19 protein-coding genes, 2 pseudogenes and 1 riboswitch are annotated in these 21,066 nt (G+C 62.8%); of the genes and pseudogenes, 14 read left to right on the top strand and 7 right to left on the bottom strand.

Annotation, left to right across the window (positions count from 1 at the left end; genetic code table 11):
• Positions 1-6: 6 nt before the first annotated feature.
• A pseudogene (locus tag AC0NIL_RS25605) lies at positions 7-516 on the top strand (GNAT family N-acetyltransferase); the annotation flags it as partial.
• Between the two features lie 71 nt (positions 517-587).
• Here AC0NIL_RS25605 and AC0NIL_RS25600 read toward each other — a convergent pair.
• Positions 588-1,811, bottom strand: a complete 1,224-nt coding sequence (locus AC0NIL_RS25600; protein WP_473572710.1) for an MFS transporter — start codon at positions 1,809-1,811, stop codon at positions 588-590.
• Between the two features lie 120 nt (positions 1,812-1,931).
• On the opposite strand from AC0NIL_RS25600, the gene AC0NIL_RS25595 reads away from it, so the two are divergent.
• Positions 1,932-2,540 (top strand): TetR/AcrR family transcriptional regulator, encoded by a 609-nt coding sequence (locus AC0NIL_RS25595; protein ID WP_013532796.1) that lies wholly within the window; start codon positions 1,932-1,934, stop codon positions 2,538-2,540.
• A gap of 289 nt (positions 2,541-2,829) precedes the next feature.
• Positions 2,830-3,813, top strand: a complete 984-nt coding sequence (locus tag AC0NIL_RS25590; RefSeq protein WP_013532795.1) for a hypothetical protein — start codon at positions 2,830-2,832, stop codon at positions 3,811-3,813.
• A 170-nt stretch (positions 3,814-3,983) separates the two neighbouring features.
• On the opposite strand, the pseudogene bluB reads toward AC0NIL_RS25590, so the two are convergent.
• A pseudogene (gene bluB / locus AC0NIL_RS25585) lies at positions 3,984-4,493 on the bottom strand (5,6-dimethylbenzimidazole synthase); the annotation flags it as partial.
• A gap of 171 nt (positions 4,494-4,664) precedes the next feature.
• Positions 4,665-4,844, bottom strand: a riboswitch (cobalamin riboswitch).
• Between the two features lie 122 nt (positions 4,845-4,966).
• Here bluB and AC0NIL_RS25580 point away from each other — a divergent pair.
• The 6 genes from AC0NIL_RS25580 (at position 4,967) to AC0NIL_RS25555 (ending at position 9,983) form a co-directional block, all read left to right on the top strand.
• Complete coding sequence (locus tag AC0NIL_RS25580; RefSeq protein WP_063167671.1) at positions 4,967-5,893, top strand: histone deacetylase family protein; 927 nt, start codon at positions 4,967-4,969, stop codon at positions 5,891-5,893.
• A gap of 3 nt (positions 5,894-5,896) precedes the next feature.
• Positions 5,897-6,148: an exodeoxyribonuclease VII small subunit gene (locus AC0NIL_RS25575; protein WP_013532792.1), complete on the top strand. Its 252-nt coding sequence runs from the start codon at positions 5,897-5,899 to the stop codon at positions 6,146-6,148.
• 110 nt (positions 6,149-6,258) lie between these two features.
• Complete coding sequence (locus AC0NIL_RS25570) at positions 6,259-6,525, top strand: DUF2277 domain-containing protein (protein WP_013532791.1); 267 nt, start codon at positions 6,259-6,261, stop codon at positions 6,523-6,525.
• A 39-nt stretch (positions 6,526-6,564) separates the two neighbouring features.
• Positions 6,565-7,485 carry a pirin family protein gene (locus AC0NIL_RS25565; RefSeq protein ID WP_064995138.1) on the top strand — a complete coding sequence of 307 codons (921 nt, stop codon included), beginning with the start codon at positions 6,565-6,567 and terminating at the stop codon, positions 7,483-7,485.
• A gap of 202 nt (positions 7,486-7,687) precedes the next feature.
• Positions 7,688-9,541 (top strand): 1-deoxy-D-xylulose-5-phosphate synthase, encoded by a 1,854-nt coding sequence (gene dxs / locus AC0NIL_RS25560; RefSeq protein WP_245265335.1) that lies wholly within the window; start codon positions 7,688-7,690, stop codon positions 9,539-9,541.
• 148 nt (positions 9,542-9,689) lie between these two features.
• Positions 9,690-9,983, top strand: coding sequence for a hypothetical protein (locus AC0NIL_RS25555; RefSeq protein ID WP_473572709.1), 294 nt, complete (start codon positions 9,690-9,692; stop codon positions 9,981-9,983).
• A gap of 88 nt (positions 9,984-10,071) precedes the next feature.
• On the opposite strand, the gene AC0NIL_RS25550 is transcribed toward AC0NIL_RS25555, so the two are convergent.
• Both AC0NIL_RS25550 and AC0NIL_RS25545 read right to left on the bottom strand, forming a co-directional pair.
• Entirely contained in the window at positions 10,072-11,223 is a 1,152-nt protein-coding gene (locus AC0NIL_RS25550; RefSeq protein WP_013532787.1) for a GNAT family N-acetyltransferase, read from the bottom strand.
• Positions 11,220-12,215, bottom strand: a complete 996-nt coding sequence (locus AC0NIL_RS25545) for a sterol desaturase family protein (protein ID WP_032809851.1) — start codon at positions 12,213-12,215, stop codon at positions 11,220-11,222. The genes AC0NIL_RS25550 and AC0NIL_RS25545 overlap by 4 nt, the downstream gene beginning before the upstream one ends.
• 326 nt (positions 12,216-12,541) lie before the next feature.
• Between AC0NIL_RS25545 and AC0NIL_RS25540 the strand changes: the two genes are divergently transcribed.
• The gene (locus tag AC0NIL_RS25540; RefSeq protein WP_275953739.1) at positions 12,542-13,306 is read left to right on the top strand and encodes a TlyA family RNA methyltransferase; all 765 of its coding nucleotides are present in this window, start codon (positions 12,542-12,544) and stop codon (positions 13,304-13,306) included.
• Entirely contained in the window at positions 13,303-14,544 is a 1,242-nt protein-coding gene (locus AC0NIL_RS25535) for a class I SAM-dependent RNA methyltransferase (RefSeq protein ID WP_224674069.1), read from the top strand. Before AC0NIL_RS25540 ends, AC0NIL_RS25535 begins: the two co-directional genes overlap by 4 nt.
• A gap of 16 nt (positions 14,545-14,560) precedes the next feature.
• Here AC0NIL_RS25535 and AC0NIL_RS25530 read toward each other — a convergent pair whose 3' ends face one another.
• Positions 14,561-15,220 (bottom strand): transglutaminase-like cysteine peptidase, encoded by a 660-nt coding sequence (locus AC0NIL_RS25530; RefSeq protein ID WP_275953738.1) that lies wholly within the window; start codon positions 15,218-15,220, stop codon positions 14,561-14,563.
• 446 nt (positions 15,221-15,666) lie between these two features.
• Here AC0NIL_RS25530 and AC0NIL_RS25525 point away from each other — a divergent pair, with 446 nt between their 5' ends.
• Positions 15,667-15,906, top strand: coding sequence for a hypothetical protein (locus AC0NIL_RS25525; protein WP_275953737.1), 240 nt, complete (start codon positions 15,667-15,669; stop codon positions 15,904-15,906).
• 25 nt (positions 15,907-15,931) lie between these two features.
• On the opposite strand, the gene tldD is transcribed toward AC0NIL_RS25525, so the two are convergent.
• Positions 15,932-17,344 carry a metalloprotease TldD gene (tldD, locus tag AC0NIL_RS25520; protein ID WP_024503610.1) on the bottom strand — a complete coding sequence of 471 codons (1,413 nt, stop codon included), beginning with the start codon at positions 17,342-17,344 and terminating at the stop codon, positions 15,932-15,934.
• A 157-nt stretch (positions 17,345-17,501) separates the two neighbouring features.
• Positions 17,502-18,056, bottom strand: a complete 555-nt coding sequence (locus AC0NIL_RS25515; RefSeq protein WP_013532781.1) for an invasion associated locus B family protein — start codon at positions 18,054-18,056, stop codon at positions 17,502-17,504.
• 376 nt (positions 18,057-18,432) lie between these two features.
• On the opposite strand from AC0NIL_RS25515, the gene coxB reads away from it, so the two are divergent.
• Both coxB and ctaD read left to right on the top strand, forming a co-directional pair.
• A complete protein-coding gene (coxB, locus tag AC0NIL_RS25510) occupies positions 18,433-19,332 on the top strand; it encodes a cytochrome c oxidase subunit II (protein WP_013532780.1) in 900 nt (299 codons plus the stop codon).
• A 38-nt stretch (positions 19,333-19,370) separates the two neighbouring features.
• Entirely contained in the window at positions 19,371-21,023 is a 1,653-nt protein-coding gene (ctaD, locus tag AC0NIL_RS25505) for a cytochrome c oxidase subunit I (RefSeq protein WP_013532779.1), read from the top strand.
• The last annotated feature ends 43 nt before the right edge of the window (positions 21,024-21,066 follow it).

The raw sequence follows: 21,066 nt of genomic DNA, 5'->3' as shown, positions 1-21,066 counted from the left end.
AGACGGATGAATGCGTCTCTGCCTACCAGCCAGCGCAGCGAGCGGCTTTTGCTGCGCCGCCCAGAAGAGACTGATCTGGATTTCCTGATCGATCTCTTTTCGCGCCGGGAACTTGTTGCGCATCGCCCCGACCCTGTTCCGGATACACCCCAGCAGAGCGCCACGCGGCTGACGCGCGACATCGGCCATTGGGACAAGCACGGCTTTGGCCGCTGGGCGGTCGAGGCGGACGAAAAGCTGGTCGGCTTCGGCGGCGTCACGGTATCGGCGGATTTCGACGGTCTGAACCTGTCCTATCATCTTCATCCGGCGAGCTGGGGACATGGCTATGCCACGGAATTGGTGATGGAAGCACTGCGCACCGCGTTCGGCCCCTTGCGTGCCGATCGGGTTGTCGGCCTCGTCCGCCCCGCCAATCCGGCTTCGCGACGGGTGCTGGAGAAATGTGGCTTCGTCTTCGAAAAAGAGGTGATGTTGCATGGGGCGCCAACGATAGTTTTGGCATTGGCGCACCCAAGAAGAGTCAATATTTTCAGGCCCGGCCGCCTAGAGCGGCGCGCCCGGCCTAAGGCCCGGGCGCGCCGGAACTATTCCGCAGCAATCGCGGCTGCTTCGCATCCGTCCATCTCGCACTCAGCCGTGGCAAGGCTGCGCTGGCCAAGCAGCACCGTGGCCAGCGCGATCGTGCCTGAAGCCACAGAGACCCAGAACCCGTTCTGGGCACCGAACGCATCGACCACCGCGCCGGCCGCGAACGAGCCGAGCGCCATGCCGATGCCGATGCCGGTCATGACCCAGGTAATGCCTTCGGTCAGCATCGCCTCCGGCACATGCCGCTCGATCAGGCCGAAGGCGGTGATGAAGGTCGGCGAGATCGCCACGCCGCTGATGAACACGGTCAGCGCCAGCAGTGGCACGGTGTCGGCGGTGAGCGGCAACAGCGTGCCGAGCGCGACGAGGGCGACCGCGATGGCCAACTGGCGTTGCAGCGGCGCCTTCAGGCTGAGCGCGCCGACGATGATGCCGAGCACGAACGATCCCAGCGCGTAAACGCCGATGACAAGGCTGGCGGCGCCGGGCTGGCCAAGCTCCTTGGTAATCGCCACGGTGCTGACTTCCGTCGTCGCGAAGGTCGCGCCGATGAAGATCAGGGCGAAGGTGATGATCTGAACCGGCCGCAGGCGGATCGCCGAGCCGCTTGAGCCATGGTCCACCGGCCGCACTTGCGGCTCCGTCGAACGTTGCAGGATGAAGGCCGCTGATCCGAATGCGAGAAATAATGTGCTCACCAGAATGCCGGCTTCCGGGAACAGGGCAGCACTGAGACCGACCGATAGCGATGCCCCGGCGATATAGACCAGTTCATCGGCCGCGGACTCGAAGGCGAATGCGGTGTTCATCTGCGGCCGTCCGCGGAAAATCTCTGTCCAGCGCGCCCGCACCATCGCCGGCATGCTTGGCATGGCCGCGGCCAGTAAGGCCGACACGAACAGCGTCCACACCGGCCAGTCCTGGTTGGCCGCCGCTATCAGGACGGCGAAAGCCAGCACCGCGATGATGGTGGTGGGCACGACGATCCGTGTCTGGCCCAGGCGGTCCACCAGTCTGGATATCTGCGGCGCAACGAAAGCGTTGGCCAGCGCGTATGTTGCCGAGACGGCTCCGGCCAGCCAGTATTCGCCACGCGTCTGCGACAGCATCGCCACGATGCCGATGGGCGCCATGGCGATCGGCAGGCGCGCCATGAATCCGGCGGCCGCAAAGCCCTTGGCTCCGGGGGCACGAAAGATTTCCGAATAGGGATTTTGCATGGGTGGTTCCTCGACAAAGGACGATTCGGCAATTACATACGAAGCGTATGATTGTTAAATAGAGCATACGCCGCGTATGTCAATTGGCATACGTTACGTATGTGAATAGGGCCAGAAGCCATGCACAGACCCCGCAAGGAGATGATCGCCGAGACGCGCGCAAAGCTGATCGCGGCGGCCCGCCATGCCTTCGGCACAACAGGCTATGCGGAAGCCTCGATGGATGATTTCACCGCTTCGGCCGGGCTGACGCGCGGCGCGCTCTATCATCATTTCGGCGACAAGAAGGGGCTGCTGCAGGCGGTCATAGCCCAGATCGACGGCGAGATGGCGGCGCGCATCAATGAGGTCGCGTCGAGAGCGCCGACCCGCTGGCAGCATTTCGTCGACGAGTGCTCGACCTATATCGAGATGGCGCTGGAGCCGGAAATCCAGCGCATCATGTTCCGGGATGGCCCGGCCGTGCTGGGGGATCCAGCGCAATGGCCGAATGCCAGTGCGTGCATCGTGTCAATGACCGACCATCTGACCGCGCTGCAGGAGGAGGGGGTCGTTGTCTCGAGCCTCGACCCCGAGACGGCCTCGCGACTGATCAACGGAGCGAGCAGCCAGGCAGCGCAACGGATCGCCAATTCGGACGACCCCGAAGCGACGTCGAAGAAGGTGGTGACGGCGTTCAAGCAACTGCTCGAAGGCCTGCTCAAGAAGCCGGATCCGCAGTCGAATTGAAGTTCCCACCGGAGCTTTTCGTGCCGGCAGCTGTTCCCGATAGGAATTTTTTCTTGACACCTGCCCTCAGCTAAGGTACATATTCGTCCATGGTGCTGATTTGCGCCGGTGACCCGCCGCACAGGCGGGTTTTTCGTTTGATGCTCCGTCAGACAACGCGCCGGCGAAAGGCTGCGAAAGAAAACCGTTGCCCAGAATTCGTCGCCCTGTGGTGCCAGGGCCGGCAATTGACAATCGCCGGGTTGAGTTCATCCTCTTCCACCATCTCTGAGGCGGAGATTCGGGGCACATGTGGGATTTCGAGATCGGCCGGTCGGTGTCCATCATGATGCGGACCTGGCCGTTCATCGTCTTTCGTATGATCGTCTATTTCGGCATCACGCTGGCCTACATCATGGCGACCGGCACCGGTGCCTCGGTCGGCTATGGCGTCGGCCATATCTCCACCGATCCCGACGGGCCCATGTCCTTTGCCCTGTGGGGCGGCGTGGTCGGGTTTGGCATCGTCTCGATCGCGGTCTACTGGATCCGCGAATACATCCTCTATATCGTCAAGGCCGGCCACATCGCCGTCATGGTTCATCTGATCGACGGCCGCGACATTCCCGCAGGTCAGGACCAGATCGCCTACGCCAGGGATATCGTGACCCAGCGTTTTGCCGAGGCCAACATCCTTTTCGTCGTCGACCAACTCGTCAAGGGTGCCATCCGCGCCATCACCGGCCTGCTCGGCGGCATCGCCGCCTTCCTGCCTATACCGGGCCTGAGCGGCCTGGTCTCCTTCATCAACACGGTGATCCGCCTGTCGCTGACCTATGTCGACGAGATCATCCTCGGCTACAACATCCGCATCAATTCAGCCTCACCCTTCGAGACGGCGCGCCAAGGCGTCGTGCTCTATGCCCAGAACGGCAAGGTCATGGTCAAGAACGCCGTCTGGCTGGCGGTCATCATGTGGGGCGTTTCGTTCGTCATCTTTCTGATGATGCTGGCGCCTGCTGGTGCGATTCTGTTCCTGATGCCTGGCCAGCTCGCCGGCTGGGCTTTCGTGCTCGCCATCGTCTTCGCCTGGGCGTTCAAGGCGGCCTTCATCGAGCCTTTCGCCATCGCTTGCCTGATGCAGGTCTATTTCAAGACCATCGCGGGCCAGGTGCCGGATCCGGCCTGGGACGCCCGGCTGGCCGAGGCGTCGTCGAAGTTCAGGGAGCTCAAGGACAAGGCGCTCGCCTCCTTCGGCGGTTCGCGCTGGGGTACGGCCGGCGCCACACCCTGATCGGCCGGGCAGATGGTGTCTGGTGAGGCAGAAACGGTGTTGAGGCGCGCCACGGTGGACTTGAGCTGTGTCTCGCCTTGCCCGGAAAACGTCTCGCTCATGATCAGTTCCGGCAGCGGCAGCCGCCGTCCCCAACCATGCGTTTCAAGGTCCGGTTTGGAAGCGAACTCGGAAACACGGCCGACGCAGAGATAGGCGATTGGCGTTACGTGATCCGGAATGGCCAACAGCCGCTTCAGCGCCTCAGCCTCGATGATGCTCACCCAGCCGACGCCAACGCCCTCGGCACGCGCGGCCAGCCAGAAATTCTGCACCGCGCAGACGGTGCTGTAGAGATCCATCTCCGGATTGTGCCAGCGTCCCAGCGGCGAACCTTTCGAGCGCTGCCGGTCGCAAGTGATGCAGATGTTGAGCGCGCTTTCGCAGATGCCTTCCAGCTTGAGCTTGCGGTACAGCGCCTGTTTTTCCGCCTCGATCGCCGGCAGTTCCTGCTCGCGCGCGGCCAGGAACAGGTCGCGCACCCTTTCGCGTCGCTCGATGTCACGAATGACAATGAAATTCCATGGCTGCATGAAGCCGACCGATGGCGCATGATGAGCGGCAAGCAGCAGCCGCGCCAGCACGTCGTCATCGATCGCGGTGGGCAGGAAATGGCTGCGCACGTCGCGCCGCGTGAACATGGCGCGATAGACCGCATCGCGCGCATTCTGGTCGAATCCATCGTCAATGGCAGCGGTCATATGTTCCGGCATCGCTTGTCCCCTTGCGATTGCAGATTCAAAACGGTCAGAGCGTACTTTGTGCGTCCAAATGGACGCACGTCGCTCTGATGCCATCCGCCCGACCATGCGGATGACGATGCCTGCCAGGCCGGTCTTCTGGCTTGGGATCAACCCGCGTCCGGTGCCTTCCCGTCATCGACAGTGGCATTTACCGGCGCGGTCCCCCTCACAGCGTTGGGCACGCCACGGAATTCAACCGTGTTCCCGATTCTCCCGCTTGCGGCGGGCACCAGGCAGTACCCAGGGACCTTACGCCGAAGCGCCGGCGAGGCCAATGCCCGCGGCGACGCGAATGGACGCAGGCGCGATTTTCCCCAGTCATCGGCCGCCCGTGCATGGCCTTTGTCGATCCGGGTCACTAGATTAGGACGATGACCACCCGTCTCTACACGCATCCGATCTTCCTCGAGCATCTCACGCCGCCCGGACATCCCGAGCGGCCCGACCGCTTGCGCGCCATCGAGCGCGTGCTCGATGAGGAAGCCTTTGCCGGGCTCGATCGTATCCAGGCGCCGGAAGGCGACGAGGCCACCATCCTCTACGCGCATCCCGCCGATTTCGTCGCCCGCGTGCGCGCCGCCATTCCCGACGAAGGCATTGCCCGCATCGATGCCGACACCACTGCCAGTCCGAAGAGCTGGCAAGCGGCGATCACCGCGATCGGCGCCGCCAACGCCGCCGTCGATGATGTCTTTTCGGGCCGCGCCGACAACGTCTTCGTCGCCGCCCGGCCGCCCGGCCATCATGCCGAAAAGACCACGGCCATGGGCTTCTGCCTGTTCAACACGGCGGCGATCGCGGCGCGTTATGCGCAGAAGAAACACGGTGTCGAGCGCGTTGCCATCGTCGACTGGGACGTGCATCACGGCAATGGCACGCAGGATATTTTCTGGGACGATCCCTCGGTGCTCTATTGCTCGACACACCAGATGCCGCTTTATCCCGGCACCGGAGCGAAGACCGAAACGGGCGCCGGCAACATCGTCAACGCACCGCTGGCGCCGCAGACCGGCAGCGAAGTATTTCGCGATGCCTTCCTGTCGCGCGTCCTGCCCGCGCTCGACAATTTCGCGCCCGACCTGATCATCATTTCGGCTGGGTTCGACGCGCACCACCGCGATCCGCTGGCCGAGATCAATCTGACCGAGGATGATTTCGACTGGGCGACCGGCCAGTTGATGCAGCGCGCGGCACGCCACAGCGGCAACCGGCTCGTAAGCCTGCTCGAGGGCGGCTACGATCTGCAGGGATTGGCATTTTCGGTCGCCGCCCATGTCGGGCGACTGATGAAAGGATGAATGATGGCTGGTGAGACCAACGAAGACGTCAAGGCGATGAGCTTCGAGCAGGCACTCGATGCGCTGGAGAAGATCGTCGATGATCTGGAGCGTGGCGACGTGCCGCTCGACCAGTCGATCAGGATCTATGAACGTGGCGAGGCGCTGAAGGCGCATTGCGACCGGCTGCTGAAGGCCGCCGAGGACAAGGTCGAGAAGATCAGGCTGTCGCGCGACGGCAAGCCGGTTGGAACGGAGCCGCTCGACGCAGATTGAGGCCGGTCCGAACGATGGCCTCGCCTCACCGGTTTTTGGACATGATCATGATCGAGGCTATAACTCGTTGCGATTGAAACAGCTCAAGGACAAGAGGAGATACGGAAGCGATGTGCAGAAACATCAAGACCCTGTTCAATTTTGATCCGCCGGCAACCAATGACGAGGTGCGCGACGCGGCCCTTCAGTTCGTCCGCAAGCTGAGCGGAACGACGCGACCCTCGAAGCAGAACCAGCACGCCTTCGATCATGCCGTCGACGCCATCGCGGCCTCGGCGCGCGAACTGCTCGATTCCCTGGAAACCCATCAGCATCCGCGCAATCGCGAAGAGGTGGCGGCCAAGCTGCGGGCAAAGGCGGCCATCCGCTTTGCCTGATGCGGCCAGGCGGCCTTCGACCACCGACAAGGAGAGTCCATGAGCTTCTTCCCCGGGAAAGACCCTGAGGTGGGCGATGCGTTCGCCAGCGATCAGATCGAATTGATGGTCGTTCCGAACGCCAAGGACATCGGTGGTTTTCAGGTGCGCCGTGCCCTGCCAACGGCAAAAAGGCGGTTGGTCGGTCCGTTCATCTTCTTCGACCGCATGGGTCCCGCGATCCTGCGGGCCGGCCAGGCGCTGGACGTCCGTCCGCATCCGCATATCGGACTGTCGACGGTCACCTATCTGTTCGACGGCAAGATCCGGCACCGCGACTCCCTCGGCACCGAAATGGTCATTCAGCCCGGCGACGTGAATTTGATGACCGCCGGCCGCGGCATCGTCCATTCGGAGCGTACGCCGGAGGAACTGCGTGGCGCGCCGATGTCGGTATCCGGCCTGCAGACATGGCTGGCGCTGCCGGACGACAAGGAAGAGGTGGCTCCTGTGTTCGAGAACACAGGAGCGGTCAGGCTTCCCGAGATTGATGCCGAAGGCGTCAACGGGCGCCTCATCATCGGCGATTTCCAAGGATTACGGTCCCCGGTCAGGGCCGATTCGGAGACGCTCTACGCCGACCTGCGCCTGGCGCCCGGCGCCAGCGTGAAAATCCCTGCCGATGCGGAAGAGCGCGCCATTTACACGCTGGAAGGCGAGGTCTCGATTTCGGGCGATGTGTTCCCAGCCGAACGGCTGCTGGTGTTCCGTCCCGGTGACGAGATCGTCGTGTCGTCGCAGACCGGGGCGCATTTCATGCTGTTCGGCGGCGCCTCTCTTGGTTCGAAGCGTTACATCTGGTGGAATTTCGTCTCGTCGTCGAAAGAGCGTATCGAACAGGCGAAAGAGGAATGGAAGACAGGCCGCTTCGACATCGTTCCAGGAGACGAGGAAGAGTTCATTCCGCTGCCGGAAAGCTGATGCCTGTCGCCCAAAGTGGCCCGGTTTTGGGGAAACGACCTGCATAGAAGCAAAAGACCACAGTCTGATCCGCGTCACTGACACGCATTTACTTTCGCCGGCCGGCGGCCTATTTCGCCCATCAACCGAAAGCCTGAGCACCGTGAACGCAACGCCGCATACGCCGCTTCTCGACAAGGCCCGCATCCCGGCCGACCTGCGCATGCTTGCCGAGAGTGAGCTGCCGCAACTGGCGTCCGAGCTTCGCGCCGAGCTGGTCGACGCGGTATCCCGCACGGGTGGTCATCTGGGCGCCGGCCTTGGCGTGGTCGAGCTGACAGTGGCGCTGCACTATGTCTTCAACACCCCCGATGATCGGCTGATCTGGGATGTCGGCCACCAGGCCTATCCGCACAAGATCCTGACCGGCCGCCGCGACCGTATCCGCACGCTGCGCCAGGAAGGCGGCCTATCCGGCTTCACCCGCCGCGCCGAGAGCGAGTACGATCCCTTCGGCGCTGCCCACTCCTCGACATCGATATCGGCCGGCCTCGGCATGGCCGCGGCCCGCGATCTCTCCGGCGGCCGCAACAATGTCATCGCCGTCATCGGCGACGGCGCCATGTCTGCCGGCATGGCCTACGAGGCGATGAACAATGCCGGCGCGCTCGATGCACGGCTGATCGTCATTCTCAACGACAACGACATGTCGATCGCGCCGCCAACCGGCGCCATGAGCGCCTATCTGGCGCGGCTGGCCTCCGGCAAGGCCTATATCGGCCTGCGCGATTTCGGCAAAAAACTGACGTCTTATCTCGGCAAGCGTGCGGATCGTGCGATCACAAGGGCGGTCGAGCATGCACGCGGCTACGTCACCGGCGGCACGCTGTTCGAGGAACTCGGCTTCTATCACATCGGCCCGATCGACGGCCACAATCTGGAGCATCTGATCCCGGTCCTGAAAAATGTCCGAGACAATGGCGAAGGCCCGGTGCTCATCCATGTCGTCACCCAGAAGGGCAAGGGCTATGCGCCGGCGGAAGCCGCCGCCGACAAATATCACGGCGTCAACAAGTTCGACGTCATCACCGGCGCGCAGGCCAAGGCGCCGGCCAACGCACCGGCCTACACCAAGGTGTTCGCCGAAAGCCTGGTCCAGGAGGGCCGCGAGGACGACCGCATCGTCGCCGTCACCGCAGCCATGCCGAGCGGTACCGGCCTCGACCTGTTCGGCGAAGCGTTCCCGTCGAGGACCTTCGATGTCGGCATCGCCGAACAGCACGCGGTGACCTTCGCCGCCGGCCTCGCCACCGAAGGCTACAAGCCGTTCGCGGCCATCTATTCCACCTTCCTGCAGCGCGCCTACGACCAGGTCGTCCACGACGTCGCCATCCAGAAATTACCGGTGCGCTTTCCCATCGACCGCGCCGGCTTCGTCGGCGCCGATGGCGCCACCCATTGCGGCGCCTTCGACACCACCTTCCTGGCGACACTGCCGGGCTTCGTGGTGATGGCGGCGGCCGACGAGGCGGAGCTGCGCCACATGGTACGCACCGCGGCAAGCTATGATGACGGCCCGATCGCCTTTCGCTATCCGCGCGGCAATGGCGTTGGCGTCGACATGCCGGAGCGTGGCTCCGTGCTCGAAATCGGCAAGGGCCGCATCGTCAGGGAGGGCACCAAGGTAGCATTGCTGTCCTTCGGCACACGGCTGCAGGATTGCCTGATCGCCGCCGAGGAGCTAGGGGCTGCCGGGCTTTCCACCACGGTCGCCGACGCCCGTTTCGCCAAGCCGCTCGACGAGGATCTGATCCGGCGGCTGGCCCGCTCGCATGAGGTTCTGGTGACGGTGGAGGAGGGCGCCGTCGGCGGCTTCGCCAGCCATGTGCTGCAGTTCCTCGCCCATGAAGGCCTGCTGGAAAGCGGCCTGAAGGTGCGCCCGCTGGTGCTGCCCGACGTGTTTACCGACCACGCGAAGCCGGAAAAGATGTATGCCGATGCCGGGCTCGATGCTGCCGGCATCGTGCGCACCGTGTTCGTCGCGCTCGGGCATACGGTTCGCGCCCAGCGCGCCTGAATCAAAGTCTCAGTGACTTGAATCAGTTTGCCGGCCAACGTTCTTAACGCGTTGTTTACGCTGCCGTTTGGCGCTTTGCTTACCGTGTCTCTTGGCCGTTTTTCAACGGCGCCCTGCTAGATCGTGATCAGGCAGGGAGACAGCAACAATGAAAACGCTTCTGTGCGGCGCAGCGCTTTGCGCCGTCATCGTCGCGCCGGCCACAGCCGAAACGCGCTATGATCGCAGCCTCGAAAAGGCGGCCATGGGCATCGTCGCCGGCAAGATGGGCGACATCCGCGGCGGCTTTTCCTTCAAGCAGGTGCCGCAACTGGTGGTTCTGCCGGCCCCCGTTCCCGCACCTGCGCTTGCCATCGAGCCTTCACGCGAGCAAGCATCGGGAGGGCGTGCGGATGGGTTGTCTCCGGCCGTCGAGCGCCCGGTTTCGCGAAGCGTATTCTGAGCTAGAGACCAGCAAGCCCTGATCGGGATTGCCCGATCGTTTCATCGTGCTTTGCCGCTGTGCGGGTGATCTAAAGGCGTCGGCACTGCTACTCCGCCGCCACCAGCTCCGCTTGTTGCGCCGGTTTCTCGGGGCGCCAGGATTGCGCCGCGTGGCGGGCGCGGTCTGCCAGGGCGGCAAGGCGTCCGCGCAGGTTTCGTCCACCCACCACTGACGACAAGATCACCGAATGCGTCGCAAAGCGGCGCTTGAAATCCTCGCCGCCGCAGAGAAAATCGATCGTGGTCAAGCCCCTGTCGAACGACCACTGGATGTAATCCATCATCAAGACCATGCCCGGCGAGGCCCGTTCGAAGGCCGGATCATAGGTGGTGACGAAAGCCATCATCGTTCCATGCTGCTCGAAATTGATCGATATGGCGATGATCTCGTCTTCGCGTTCGAGCACGAAAATGCGCAGCAACCCAAGCCCGGCCAGAACCGAGATCAGTGCCGGCAGCGCGGGGGAACCTTCGTCGAACAGGTCCGAAACGCGGCCGTGTTTTGCGAGCCATAGCCGCTTCAGCGCGGCGACGCGTTCCAGCACCGGCTCGCGGGCTTCGTGCGCATCCATCAGGCGGAAACGCAGCGCGCCGCCTTCCTCCATGAATTTGTAACCACGGCGATAGTTTTGCCGGGTTTTCTTCGACTGGCTTTCAAACCATTGTGCGCCGCGTTGTCCGGCGCTGGAAACTCGGTAGCTGACCTCGCTGCGGTGGCTCGGCTGCAAAATGCTGCCCTGGCCTGGGGCGGCGGGACCAAGCAGGGTCCGGAATCGAGCATCGGGCAACAGCCGATTGAGATACGCAAGATCGAAGCCGCCATCGTCGAGGATATGTTGCCAGAGTTGCGGCAGGATCTGTGGCTCTGCATCGGGAGCAAGCAGGACATCTCCATAGTCGCAGTGATCCTTCGCCGCCCATTCCAGCATACGGATGCCCGAGCGCCAGAAGGTCGCGAGCGCAATGACCGCCTCGAGGCGCTCGCCGCTCCAGACCAGGCCGATCCTGAGGCCGCGGCGGTCCTGATGCGGTGTGGTGTGCCACCAGGCCGAGATCCAGTCGGGATGCTGGAAAACGAGGCCGCCGGCGCGTTGCCAGAGCGCTGCCCAGGCGGGCGCGATTTCTGCCAGTCGCTCTGGCGAGGTTGCAATTTCGATCCGGTGCGCTTGCTGCATCCGGAACACGGCCGGTCCGTTCATGGCTTGCCCCCCTGCGGCGATTGCTGTGGCTCGGGCTTGTCGGCGCGGAAATGTCTGGCGATCTGCCGCCACATCCGCTGCAGCGGCATGACATAGAGGCCTGCGAGCGACTGGTAGTCGCGCACGTTGCGTTCGATCAAACCGAACTTGAAGTCCTCGTCGGGTCTCGGAACGCACAGAGTTCCGAAGAGCCGATCCCAGAACGAGAAGAGCAGCCCGAAGTTCTTGTCGTAATGGCGCGGGTCGGTGCTGTGGTGCAACTGATGCCAGTGTGGGCACAGGATCAGATTGTTCAACGGCCCAAACGAGATCTTGAAATGCGTGTGCCTGACGAAATCCATCATCAGGATGTTGCGTATGATGTAGACGTTGACGCCGAAGACCGTCAGTTCAACCAGGTTCAGCGACACCAGCGACCAGATGCCGAAGCAGATGCCGGGAATGACGCCGTCCCAGGCCCGGTTCATCAATTCGTCGAGCGGGTGGACGCGATCTTTGGTGATGCCGACCATCACCTCGGCCGAATGGTGCACCTTGTGCAGTTCCCAGAGCACCGGGTAGCGGTGCTGGGCGACATGATAGAGATAGTACGAAATGTCGTAGGCAAGCAGCATGGTGAGGGTGAAGATCGTCACCGTCACAGGCCCCGCCGGCCCCTCGATCAGAGGCGGCTGGATTGCCAGCAGCGTGGAGAGCAACCAGTTCGTCGCATAGCCGACGGCGCTGACGAAGACGACGCCGGCGGGCAGCATGAGGAATGGCATCAGCGCCTTCCGCGTCACCCAGAACAAAAGGTCGGCTTTCGCCGAAGGATGCGTGATGACCTCATGCGGGACCGCGAACTCGAAGAACTCTTTCCAGCTCTTTTTCTCGACCGTGCGCCAATAGGCGACCAGGGCACTGGCCAAAGCAGTCAGCAACAGAAGTCCGGTCGCCAGCAGGCCGGCGCCGGAAATCCGGTCAAGAACCTTGTAGACGATGTCGCTGGCCATTTCCAAAGTTGCCGCCTCTCCATCCGGGTTTTCCCGTCGTCGCGGTCATAACATTGAAGTCCTCAAGCAAATGCGATGAAAATTGGTTAAGAAATCATGAGGCTTTCTAGATTGTTGGTATTTACCCGCAGGCGGTGAGACCTCATGCTTCGGCGGTCATCCGTCTCAACGGGCGTAACGCATGGGTATTCATAAGGATGGTCGGCGGGACGGGACGCCTCACCATCGTCGCCGTGCAAGATGCTGAGCATGATGATGGGAACGGGAGACGAAATGCTTCCAGCTGGCGCTCTTGCCATCGTCGTCGGCTTTGGCCATGAAGGCCGATGAATTCGCCTCTGCCAGCCAGCGCACGCCAGCGGCTCGACGACCTGCTCGTCCAGCGCGGGCTGTTTGCCAGCCGCTCGCGTGCCCGCGACGCGGTCGAGCGCGGCACTGTGACCGTCGACGGCGTCATTGCGCGCAAGCCCGGCCAGAGCGTTTTGCCGCAATGTCACGTTACCATCGATGATCCGGCGCAAGGCTATGTGTCGCGCGCGGCACTCAAGCTGATCGGCGGGCTCGATCATTTCGGCCTCGATCCTGCCGGCCGTGAAGCGCTCGACATCGGCGCCTCGACCGGCGGCTTCACCCAGGTGTTGCTCGAGCGCGGCGTGGCCCATGTCACCGCCGTGGATGTCGGTCGTGGCCAGATGCATCCTGATATCGGCGGCGACCCGCGTGTGACGGTGATCGAAGGGCTGAACGCCCGCGACCTCGCCGTCACCGATCTCGGCGGGCGTATTCCGGATTTCATCGTCTCCGACGTCAGCTTCATCTCGCTGAAACTGGCGCTGCCGCCGGCCCTTGGTCTGGCCAAGGCTGGCGCAAAGGCCATGTTTCTGGTCAAGCCGCAATTCGAGGCCGGCAGGGAAGCGATCGGCAAGGGTGGTCTGTTGAAGGATCCCTTCGATGCCGCCCGTGTCGCCGGCCTGCTGCAGGATTGGCTGGACTCCGTTCCCGGCTGGCGCTCGCTGGGGCTGCATCTGTCGCCGATCGATGGCGGCGACGGCAATCGCGAATTCCTGCTCGGTGGGATCAAGGACCGATGAGCGCGCGCTTCAGCATCAGGAAACTTGGCGCTCAGGGCGACGGTGTCGCCGAGACCGAGACAGGCGATCTGTTCATTCCCTTCACACTGCCCGGTGAAACGGTCACCGCCGCGCGCGAACGGGATCGCGCCATGCTGATGGCGGTGCTGGAAGCATCGCCGCTGCGCATCGATCCCGCCTGCCGCCACTTCACCGAATGCGGCGGTTGCGCGCTCCAGCATTTCGAAGCCGAAGCCTATCGCCGGTGGAAGCGCGAAAAAGTGGCGCACATCCTGAAGGGCAAGGGCATCGATTGCGAGATCGGTGACCTGGTCGCCTGCGCACCGCAGACGCGCCGCCGTGTCGTGCTTGCCGCCCGGCGCACCGAGACAGGCATGCTGCTCGGCTTCCATCGCCATCTGTCGCCGGAGATCGTCGCCATATCGGAATGCCCGATCTCGCTGCCGGAGATCGTTGCCGCCCTCGATCGCTTGAAGGCGCTCGCCGAATTGGTCTGCGCAACCACCAAATCGTTCCGGCTGGCGGTCACCGTGACCGGTTCGGGGCTTGATGTCGCGGTTCACGAATCCGGCAAGCTCGGGGAGCACCAGCGCCGGATCGCGGCTAACTTCGTCATGGCGCAGGGCTTTGCCAGGCTGTCCATCGATGACGAAATCATCATCGAGCCGAAAAAGCCGGTGGTCATGTTCGGCAGCGTCGCTGTCGCCTTGCCCCCGGGCGCGTTCCTGCAGGCAACCGAGGCCGCCGAACAGGCGATGGCCGACATCGTCGGCGGACATCTGAAGCGTGCCAAGAAGGTGGCGGATCTTTTCGCCGGTTGCGGTAGCTTTGCTCTGCGCCTGGCCGCGAAGTCGGAAGTCCATGCGGTGGAAGGCGATGCGGCAGCGCTTTCAGCGCTCGACCGTGGATCGCGCTTCGCCACCGGCTTGAAGCGGGTGACGGGCGAACGCCGCGACCTGTTCCGCCGGCCGCTGACGTTCAAGGAGTTGAATGCGTTCGACGGTGTGGTGTTCGACCCGCCGCGCGCCGGCGCCGAGGACCAGTCGAAGCAGATCGCCCGCTCGGATGTTCCCTACGTTGCTGCGGTATCCTGCAATCCGGTGACGCTGGCTCGCGACCTGCGCATCCTCATCGACGGCGGCTACGCCTTGAAGAGCGTGACGCCGATCGACCAGTTCCTGTGGTCGCCGCATGTCGAAGCGGTGGCACTGCTGGAGAAGCCGAAGAAGCGGCGATAGCCTGGAGGCTTCGGCCCTACGAACTTGGCGACAGTCGTTTCGACGTGCCGCCGCGTTGGTTGATCGACACCCAGGTGTTTGGGTTCTGCTGCGACTGGCGTTTCACGAAGTAATAGCCCGTCGCGTTCCAGGGCCTGATCTCATTGACCAGATTGTCCAGGACAAGATCGCCCTTGTCGGTTTTCACCGTCAGAATGGTGTGGCCTTCATTGTCCAGGTCGCGCACCACGGTCATCAGCAACGCCTGCCGGGGGAATCCCGCTGCCAGAAGAAGCTTGCGCTTGTAGAGCGCGTAGATCTTGCAGTCGCCCTTGCCGTCCACCGGATAGTCCCAGTGATCCGCCATCGTACCCCAGTGATCGAAATTGCTGACGGGTTTGATGGCGCTGTTCGCCTTGTGATTTATCCGCTTGAGGATGCGTAGGTTCTGCGCGGTCAGCTTGACATTCGCCGCCGGCAGAGCGGGCACCTTGCACTCCTTTGGCCGGCGATGGCAGAAATCGACCCAACCGTAGGGGACGCTGGTGCTTCCACCAACTGCGGCAGATTGCGTCGATCGCGACTTGAACGATGTCGACTGTGCCGCCGCTGGACTGGCTTGCAACCATGTCGCGCCAATCAACGAAACGAAGCCAAGCAGGAAAGAGGAGGTCAGGACGCCGGGGAAATGCCGCATTGCCAACACCACCGCAACCAGAGGGCCGGCACTGCGTTCGTGCGGAAACGGCAGCCCAGGCAGTTAAACACCTAACAATTTCCTAATGCCGATTGTGTTCACTTCAAGGTGCAGCCGGGAATTCAAACTGGAAAACGCAAGCATCAGCGGGCGCATTCGGTCTGACGCGACCATCAGGCGCCAGCGACGGACCTTTGTCATGCTTCCTGCAAGCTGTCATATCCCGCCGTCTTTGCAGCCTTGGGAAATTACGATCAAAGGTTGCAAGCCAGCGCAATGAGCTGATTTCCCCAGATGCAGAGCATCTGCGAAATCCATTCCCTTCTTCGCGAGGTCGAGTGCGGACGACACCACCGCGCTGTCCGCGACCTCTACTGTTGAGAGCCCGCCAAATGTCCGCAGCGCGATGTCAGGCGCCGCATAACGTAAGCGCCGGCGCAACTCTCATGATGGCGCTCTCGGGTGCGCTCGTCGCCTGGATTTTGCGAAAGATCGCTCGAACCGGGCTATTGCCGTCCTATGCACTTGGCATCGCGGCCATGACGTTTGTCGCAGCTGCGCTGTATGTCTCCGGCCATGACGGGACCGTCGACTGCCTGAGTGCTTGGGTCAAATATGCGATCGGTGGCGTCATCGCCTTCCTGATTCTCTACACGACTTCGCGCCGGTCTATCGGCAAGGCATAACGGCCCGGCCATCGGGGCCGTTCGCTCAGACCCGCGTGCCGCCCACCGTCATCTGGTTCATGCGCAGATGCGGCTGGCCGACGCCGACCGGCACGCCCTGTCCGGCCTTGCCGCACATGCCGATGCCGGTGTCAAGCTTCATGTCGTTGCCGATCATCGAGACGCGATGCATGGCGTCCGGACCGTTGCCTATCAGCATCGCGCCCTTGATCGGCTGCGTCACCTTGCCGTTCTCGATCATGTAGGCCTCGGTGCAGCCGAACACGAATTTGCCCGAGGTGATGTCGACCTGGCCGCCACCGAAGGAGACGGCATAGATGCCGTTCTTGACCGAGGCGATGATTTCGTCCGGCTCCATGTCGCCCGCCGTCATATAGGTGTTGGTCATGCGCGGCATCGGCTGGTGTGCGTAGCCTTCGCGGCGGCCGTTGCCGGTTGCCTTCATGCCCATCAGCCGGGCGTTCTGGCGATCCTGCATGTAGCCGACCAGCTTGCCGTCCTCGATCAGCACATTGCGGGCTGAAGGCGTGCCTTCGTCGTCGACTGTCAGCGAGCCGCGCCGCTCGGGCATCGTGCCGTCGTCGACGACGGTCACCCCCTTGGCGGCGACCTGCTGGCCGAGCAGTCCGGCGAAGGCCGAGGTCTTCTTGCGGTTGAAATCGCCTTCCAGCCCATGGCCGACGGCCTCGTGCAGCATGACGCCCGGCCAGCCGCTGGACAAGACGATGTCGAAAGTGCCGGCCGGCGCCGGTATCGCCTCGAGATTGACCAGAGCTTGCCTGAGCGCCTCCTTGGCGGCGTGCTTCCAGCTGTCCTCGACCAGGAATTCGCCAAACGCCTTGCGGCCGCCCATGCCGTAGGAGCCGCTCTCCTGGCGGTCGCCATTGCCGACAACGACGGAGACGTTGACGCGGACAAGCGGGCGGATGTCGCGCACCATTTGGCCGTCGGCGCGCACGATCTCGACATGCTGCCAGGATGCGGCGAGCGATGCCGAAACCTGCCGCACGCGCGGGTCCTCGGCGCGCAGCCAGGCGTCGATTTCCTGCAGGAGCTTTGCCTTGGCCTCGAAGGAGGGCGAGGGGATCGGATTCTCTTCGCCATAGAGATGGCGGTTGGTGCGGGCGGGTGCGGCGGCAAGCGTGCCGGAATAGCCGCCCTTGACGGTCGAAACGGCATCGGCCGCGCGCAGCAGCGAAGCTTCGGAGAGATCGCTGGAATGGGCATAGCCGCTGGCTTCGCCGGCAACCGCGCGCAGGCCAAACCCTTGGTCGGTGTTGAAGTTGGCGGTCTTCAGCCGGCCATTGTCGAACATCAGCGCTTCGCTCTCGCTGTATTCGAGGAACAGCTCGCCGTCATCGGCGCCGTTGATGGTTTCGGCGACGATCTGCTTGATGCGATCGTCTGAAATGTCGAATTGGCCGATCAGGCTGTTCATGGCGCGTCCGTTCACAGGAGGAATGGGTCTTTGCCACGATGTAGGCGCGAAGGTGCGCCGAGACAATCGCTCAGCCGCATTGTGAAGACAAAAGCGGTTTGCCAGCAGACCGTCGACGTCACTTCTGGTTGATGAAGCCGGTGATGTCGCCGGGCTTTCAGGGGAGGGCGGCGAAGCCGTCGGCAAAACCCTTGAGGTCGACCGGGATGCCGATGCCTTCTTCCGGGGTCTGGAAGACAATGAAGGTGGCCGACGTGCCGGTCTTCAGCGTGTCGAGAAGCGGCTTTTCGAGGATAACCTCGGCATAGCAGCCGTCCTGGAAACAGCGCACGAAATAGGCGCGACCGATGTCCTTGCCGTCGACATTGAGGCCAAGCCCGTTGGGCAAAAGCACGCCGAGCGGCGCCAGCACGCGCAGGATCTCCGCCTTGTTGTCGGCGGTGCGCAGCACGACGACCGACAGTCCCATCTCCGGACGGTCCTCGGCGACGACGTTCTGCATCATCACGCATTGTTCCGAGGTGGCACCGGCCGGCGTGTCGCAGATGATCGACCATGCGCCATGCGTCGAGCGAACGGTACCGCTCGGTTGCGCGGCGTTCGCCGTGCCGGACACGATCGCGGATAAGCCGATGCCAGACAGGGCGGCGAAAAAGATGACCTTCGCCCAGTTTCTCGAAAACCGAGAGTTTCTCGAAAGCCAGTAATTCATGACGGCTCCATTGCGAATCACGGCACTTTAAGCCGCGCCAAAGCCAAGTAAAGGACGAGACCGCACCAGGTCTGCCCCGAAAAAGCCAATACGGCGCTTTTCCCTGCCAATTTCGCCCGAATTGCGACGTTCGGCACGTGCGCGCCGCGGGAATGCCGCTGTGGGTTCAATGTAGGCGATTCGGGGCTGCCGCGGCTGCCTCCAAAGGCACATCCGGGCTTGCGCGCAAAAATGCCGCACGGTTTCGTCCGCTCCTTTCTTGCGGAGGGAAAAAGAGTATGGTTTGAACCAGCTTGAAACTGTCGGGATTCCCGTCCCGGCATTGTTCGTTATTCTCGTGGGTACCACAGCGAGGAACTGGGAGACGATGAGGGCGATGAGAAATTTCCTGGCAAACGCCAAGGTTCCAGCAAGTGCCAAGTTTCTAAGTGCTTGTGCCGCTATCACGTTTTTCGCCGGCGCATCCGCCCATGCCGACCAGCCCAAGAACTGGGAGACAACCTTCCAGGCGCCGGCGACCGACATGATGCGGCAGATCGAGTGGTTCGGGAACTACACGATGTGGTTCATCGTCCCGATCACCATCCTGGTGCTGATTCTTCTCGCCTATTGCATCATCAGATTCCGCGCGAGCGCCAACCCGGTTCCGTCCAAGACCAGCCACAACACGTGGATCGAGTTGATCTGGACGATCGGACCTGTCGTCATCCTGCTCCTCATCGCTATCCCCTCGTTCCAGTTGCTGACCGCGCAATACACGCCGCCGGAAGAAGCAAAGCTGACCGTCAAGGCGACCGGCAACCAGTGGAACTGGGACTACGAGTACCAGACCGACAACACGCTCTCTTTCAACTCCGCGATCCTCCAGGACGCCGAACGCGCCGCTGCCGGCAAGGAGGACCGCAAGGTCTACCCGCGCCTGCTGGCCGTCGACAACGAGCTGGTCGTGCCGGTCAACACCATGACCCGCGTGCTCGTCACCGCGACCGACGTGATCCACTCCTTCGCCATGCCGTCGTTCGGCATCAAGATCGACGCCGTTCCGGGTCGCACCAACGAGACCTGGTTCAAGGCGGAGAAGGAAGGTATTTTTTACGGCCAGTGCTCGCAGCTCTGCGGCAAGGACCATGCCTTCATGCCGATCGCCATCCGCGTCGTCTCCGATGCGCAGTTCAAGACCTGGCTGGCGGCAGCCAAGACCGATCTGCCCGGCGCCAACAAGACGCTGATGGCCGAGGTCGACGGCCAGAACAAGGTAGCGGCCGCCGGCAACTGATGCCGCGGGTTAGCAAGATTTAGGGAACGGAGCGGAACATGGCAGACGCTGCAGCTCACGACGGGCACGACCACAAGCCTTATCACGGCTGGGTGCGCTGGGTTTATTCGACCAACCACAAGGACATCGGCACGCTCTACCTGATCTTCGCGATCATGGCCGGCATCATCGGCGGCGCCTTGTCGGTCGCCATCCGCATGGAGCTGCAGGAGCCTGGCATCCAGATCTTCAGCGGTCTGGCGCAGATGGTCTACGGCATGAACGGTGACGCCGCGATCGACGGCGGCAAGAGCATGTACAATGCCTTCGCCACCGCGCACGCCCTGATCATGATCTTCTTCATGGTCATGCCGGCGCTGATCGGCGGTTTCGCCAACTGGATGGTCCCGATCATGATCGGCGCGCCCGACATGGCGTTCCCGCGCATGAACAACATCTCCTTCTGGCTGCTGCCGCCGGCCTTCATCCTGCTGCTCACCTCGATGTTCATGCCGAGCGCACCGGGTGCCTATGGCGTCGGTGGCGGCTGGACGCTTTATCCGCCATTGTCGACTTCGGGCCAGCCCGGGCCGGCCATGGATCTGGCGATCCTGTCGATCCACATTGCCGGTGCCTCGTCGATCCTCGGCGCCATCAACTTCATCACCACCATCTTCAACATGCGCGCGCCTGGCATGACGCTGCACAAGATGCCGCTGTTTGCCTGGTCGGTGCTGATCACCGCCTTCCTGCTCCTGCTGTCATTGCCGGTTCTGGCCGGCGGCATCACCATGCTGCTCACCGACCGCAATTTCGGCACCACCTTCTTTGCGCCCGATGGCGGCGGCGACCCGATCCTGTTCCAGCACCTGTTCTGGTTCTTCGGTCACCCTGAAGTGTACATCCTGATCCTGCCGGGCTTCGGCATCATCAGCCACGTCATCTCGACCTTCTCGAGGAAGCCGGTGTTCGGTTACCTCGGCATGGCCTACGCCATGGTGGCGATCGGCGCCGTCGGCTTCATCGTCTGGGCGCACCACATGTACACGACCGGCCTGTCGCTCGACACGCAGCGCTACTTCGTCTTCGCCACCATGGTCATCGCGGTGCCGACAGGCGTGAAGATCTTCTCCTGGATCGCGACGATGTGGGGCGGGTCGATCTCGTTCAAGACGCCGATGCTGTGGGCGCTGGGCTTCATCTTCCTGTTCACCATCGGCGGCGTCACCGGCGTCCAGCTGGCCAATGCCGGCCTCGACCGCTCGCTGCATGACACCTATTTCGTCATCGCCCACTTCCACTACGTGCTGTCGCTGGGCGCGGTGTTCGCCATCTTCGCCGGCTGGTACTACTGGTTCCCGAAGATGACCGGCTACATGTATTCGCCCGTCATCGCCAACACCCACTTCTGGGTCACCTTCGTCGGCGTGAACCTGATCTTCTTCCCGCAGCACTTCCTCGGTCTCGCCGGCATGCCGCGCCGCACCATCGACTACCCCGATGCGTTTGCCGGCTGGAACTATGTGTCGTCCATCGGCTCCTACATCTCGGCCGTCGGCGTCCTGATCTTCCTCTATGGCGTGTTCGAGGCCTTCCAGAAGAAGCGGATCGCCGGCGCCAACCCATGGGGCGAGGGCGCAACGACGCTCGAATGGCAGCTGCCTTCGCCGCCGCCCTTCCACCAGTGGGAACAGCTGCCGAAGATCAAGTAAGGCGGCTGCCCGCTCGAATACGAAACCGCCGGTCCGCCGGCGG

The organism is Mesorhizobium sp. WSM1343 (assembly GCF_055901535.1).
The sequence above is the reverse complement of the archived record's forward strand: the minus strand, read 5'-3'. Positions and strand labels throughout refer to the sequence as shown.

Coding starts and splice junctions, on each gene's coding strand:
- AC0NIL_RS25555 (WP_473572709.1), top strand. CDS start 9,690: ATGAAAACGCTTCTGTGCGGCGCAGCGCTTTGCGCCGTCATCGTCGCG.
- AC0NIL_RS25575 (WP_013532792.1), top strand. CDS start 5,897: ATGGCTGGTGAGACCAACGAAGACGTCAAGGCGATGAGCTTCGAGCAG.
- AC0NIL_RS25600 (WP_473572710.1), bottom strand. CDS start 1,811: ATGCAAAATCCCTATTCGGAAATCTTTCGTGCCCCCGGAGCCAAGGGC.
- AC0NIL_RS25525 (WP_275953737.1), top strand. CDS start 15,667: ATGATGGCGCTCTCGGGTGCGCTCGTCGCCTGGATTTTGCGAAAGATC.
- AC0NIL_RS25565 (WP_064995138.1), top strand. CDS start 6,565: ATGAGCTTCTTCCCCGGGAAAGACCCTGAGGTGGGCGATGCGTTCGCC.
- AC0NIL_RS25580 (WP_063167671.1), top strand. CDS start 4,967: ATGACCACCCGTCTCTACACGCATCCGATCTTCCTCGAGCATCTCACG.
- AC0NIL_RS25595 (WP_013532796.1), top strand. CDS start 1,932: ATGCACAGACCCCGCAAGGAGATGATCGCCGAGACGCGCGCAAAGCTG.
- AC0NIL_RS25530 (WP_275953738.1), bottom strand. CDS start 15,220: ATGCGGCATTTCCCCGGCGTCCTGACCTCCTCTTTCCTGCTTGGCTTC.
- AC0NIL_RS25570 (WP_013532791.1), top strand. CDS start 6,259: ATGTGCAGAAACATCAAGACCCTGTTCAATTTTGATCCGCCGGCAACC.
- AC0NIL_RS25535 (WP_224674069.1), top strand. CDS start 13,303: ATGAGCGCGCGCTTCAGCATCAGGAAACTTGGCGCTCAGGGCGACGGT.
- tldD (WP_024503610.1), bottom strand. CDS start 17,344: ATGAACAGCCTGATCGGCCAATTCGACATTTCAGACGATCGCATCAAG.
- coxB (WP_013532780.1), top strand. CDS start 18,433: ATGAGAAATTTCCTGGCAAACGCCAAGGTTCCAGCAAGTGCCAAGTTT.
- AC0NIL_RS25515 (WP_013532781.1), bottom strand. CDS start 18,056: ATGAATTACTGGCTTTCGAGAAACTCTCGGTTTTCGAGAAACTGGGCG.
- AC0NIL_RS25545 (WP_032809851.1), bottom strand. CDS start 12,215: ATGGCCAGCGACATCGTCTACAAGGTTCTTGACCGGATTTCCGGCGCC.
- ctaD (WP_013532779.1), top strand. CDS start 19,371: ATGGCAGACGCTGCAGCTCACGACGGGCACGACCACAAGCCTTATCAC.
- AC0NIL_RS25540 (WP_275953739.1), top strand. CDS start 12,542: ATGAATTCGCCTCTGCCAGCCAGCGCACGCCAGCGGCTCGACGACCTG.
- dxs (WP_245265335.1), top strand. CDS start 7,688: ATGCTTGCCGAGAGTGAGCTGCCGCAACTGGCGTCCGAGCTTCGCGCC.
- AC0NIL_RS25550 (WP_013532787.1), bottom strand. CDS start 11,223: ATGAACGGACCGGCCGTGTTCCGGATGCAGCAAGCGCACCGGATCGAA.
- AC0NIL_RS25590 (WP_013532795.1), top strand. CDS start 2,830: ATGTGGGATTTCGAGATCGGCCGGTCGGTGTCCATCATGATGCGGACC.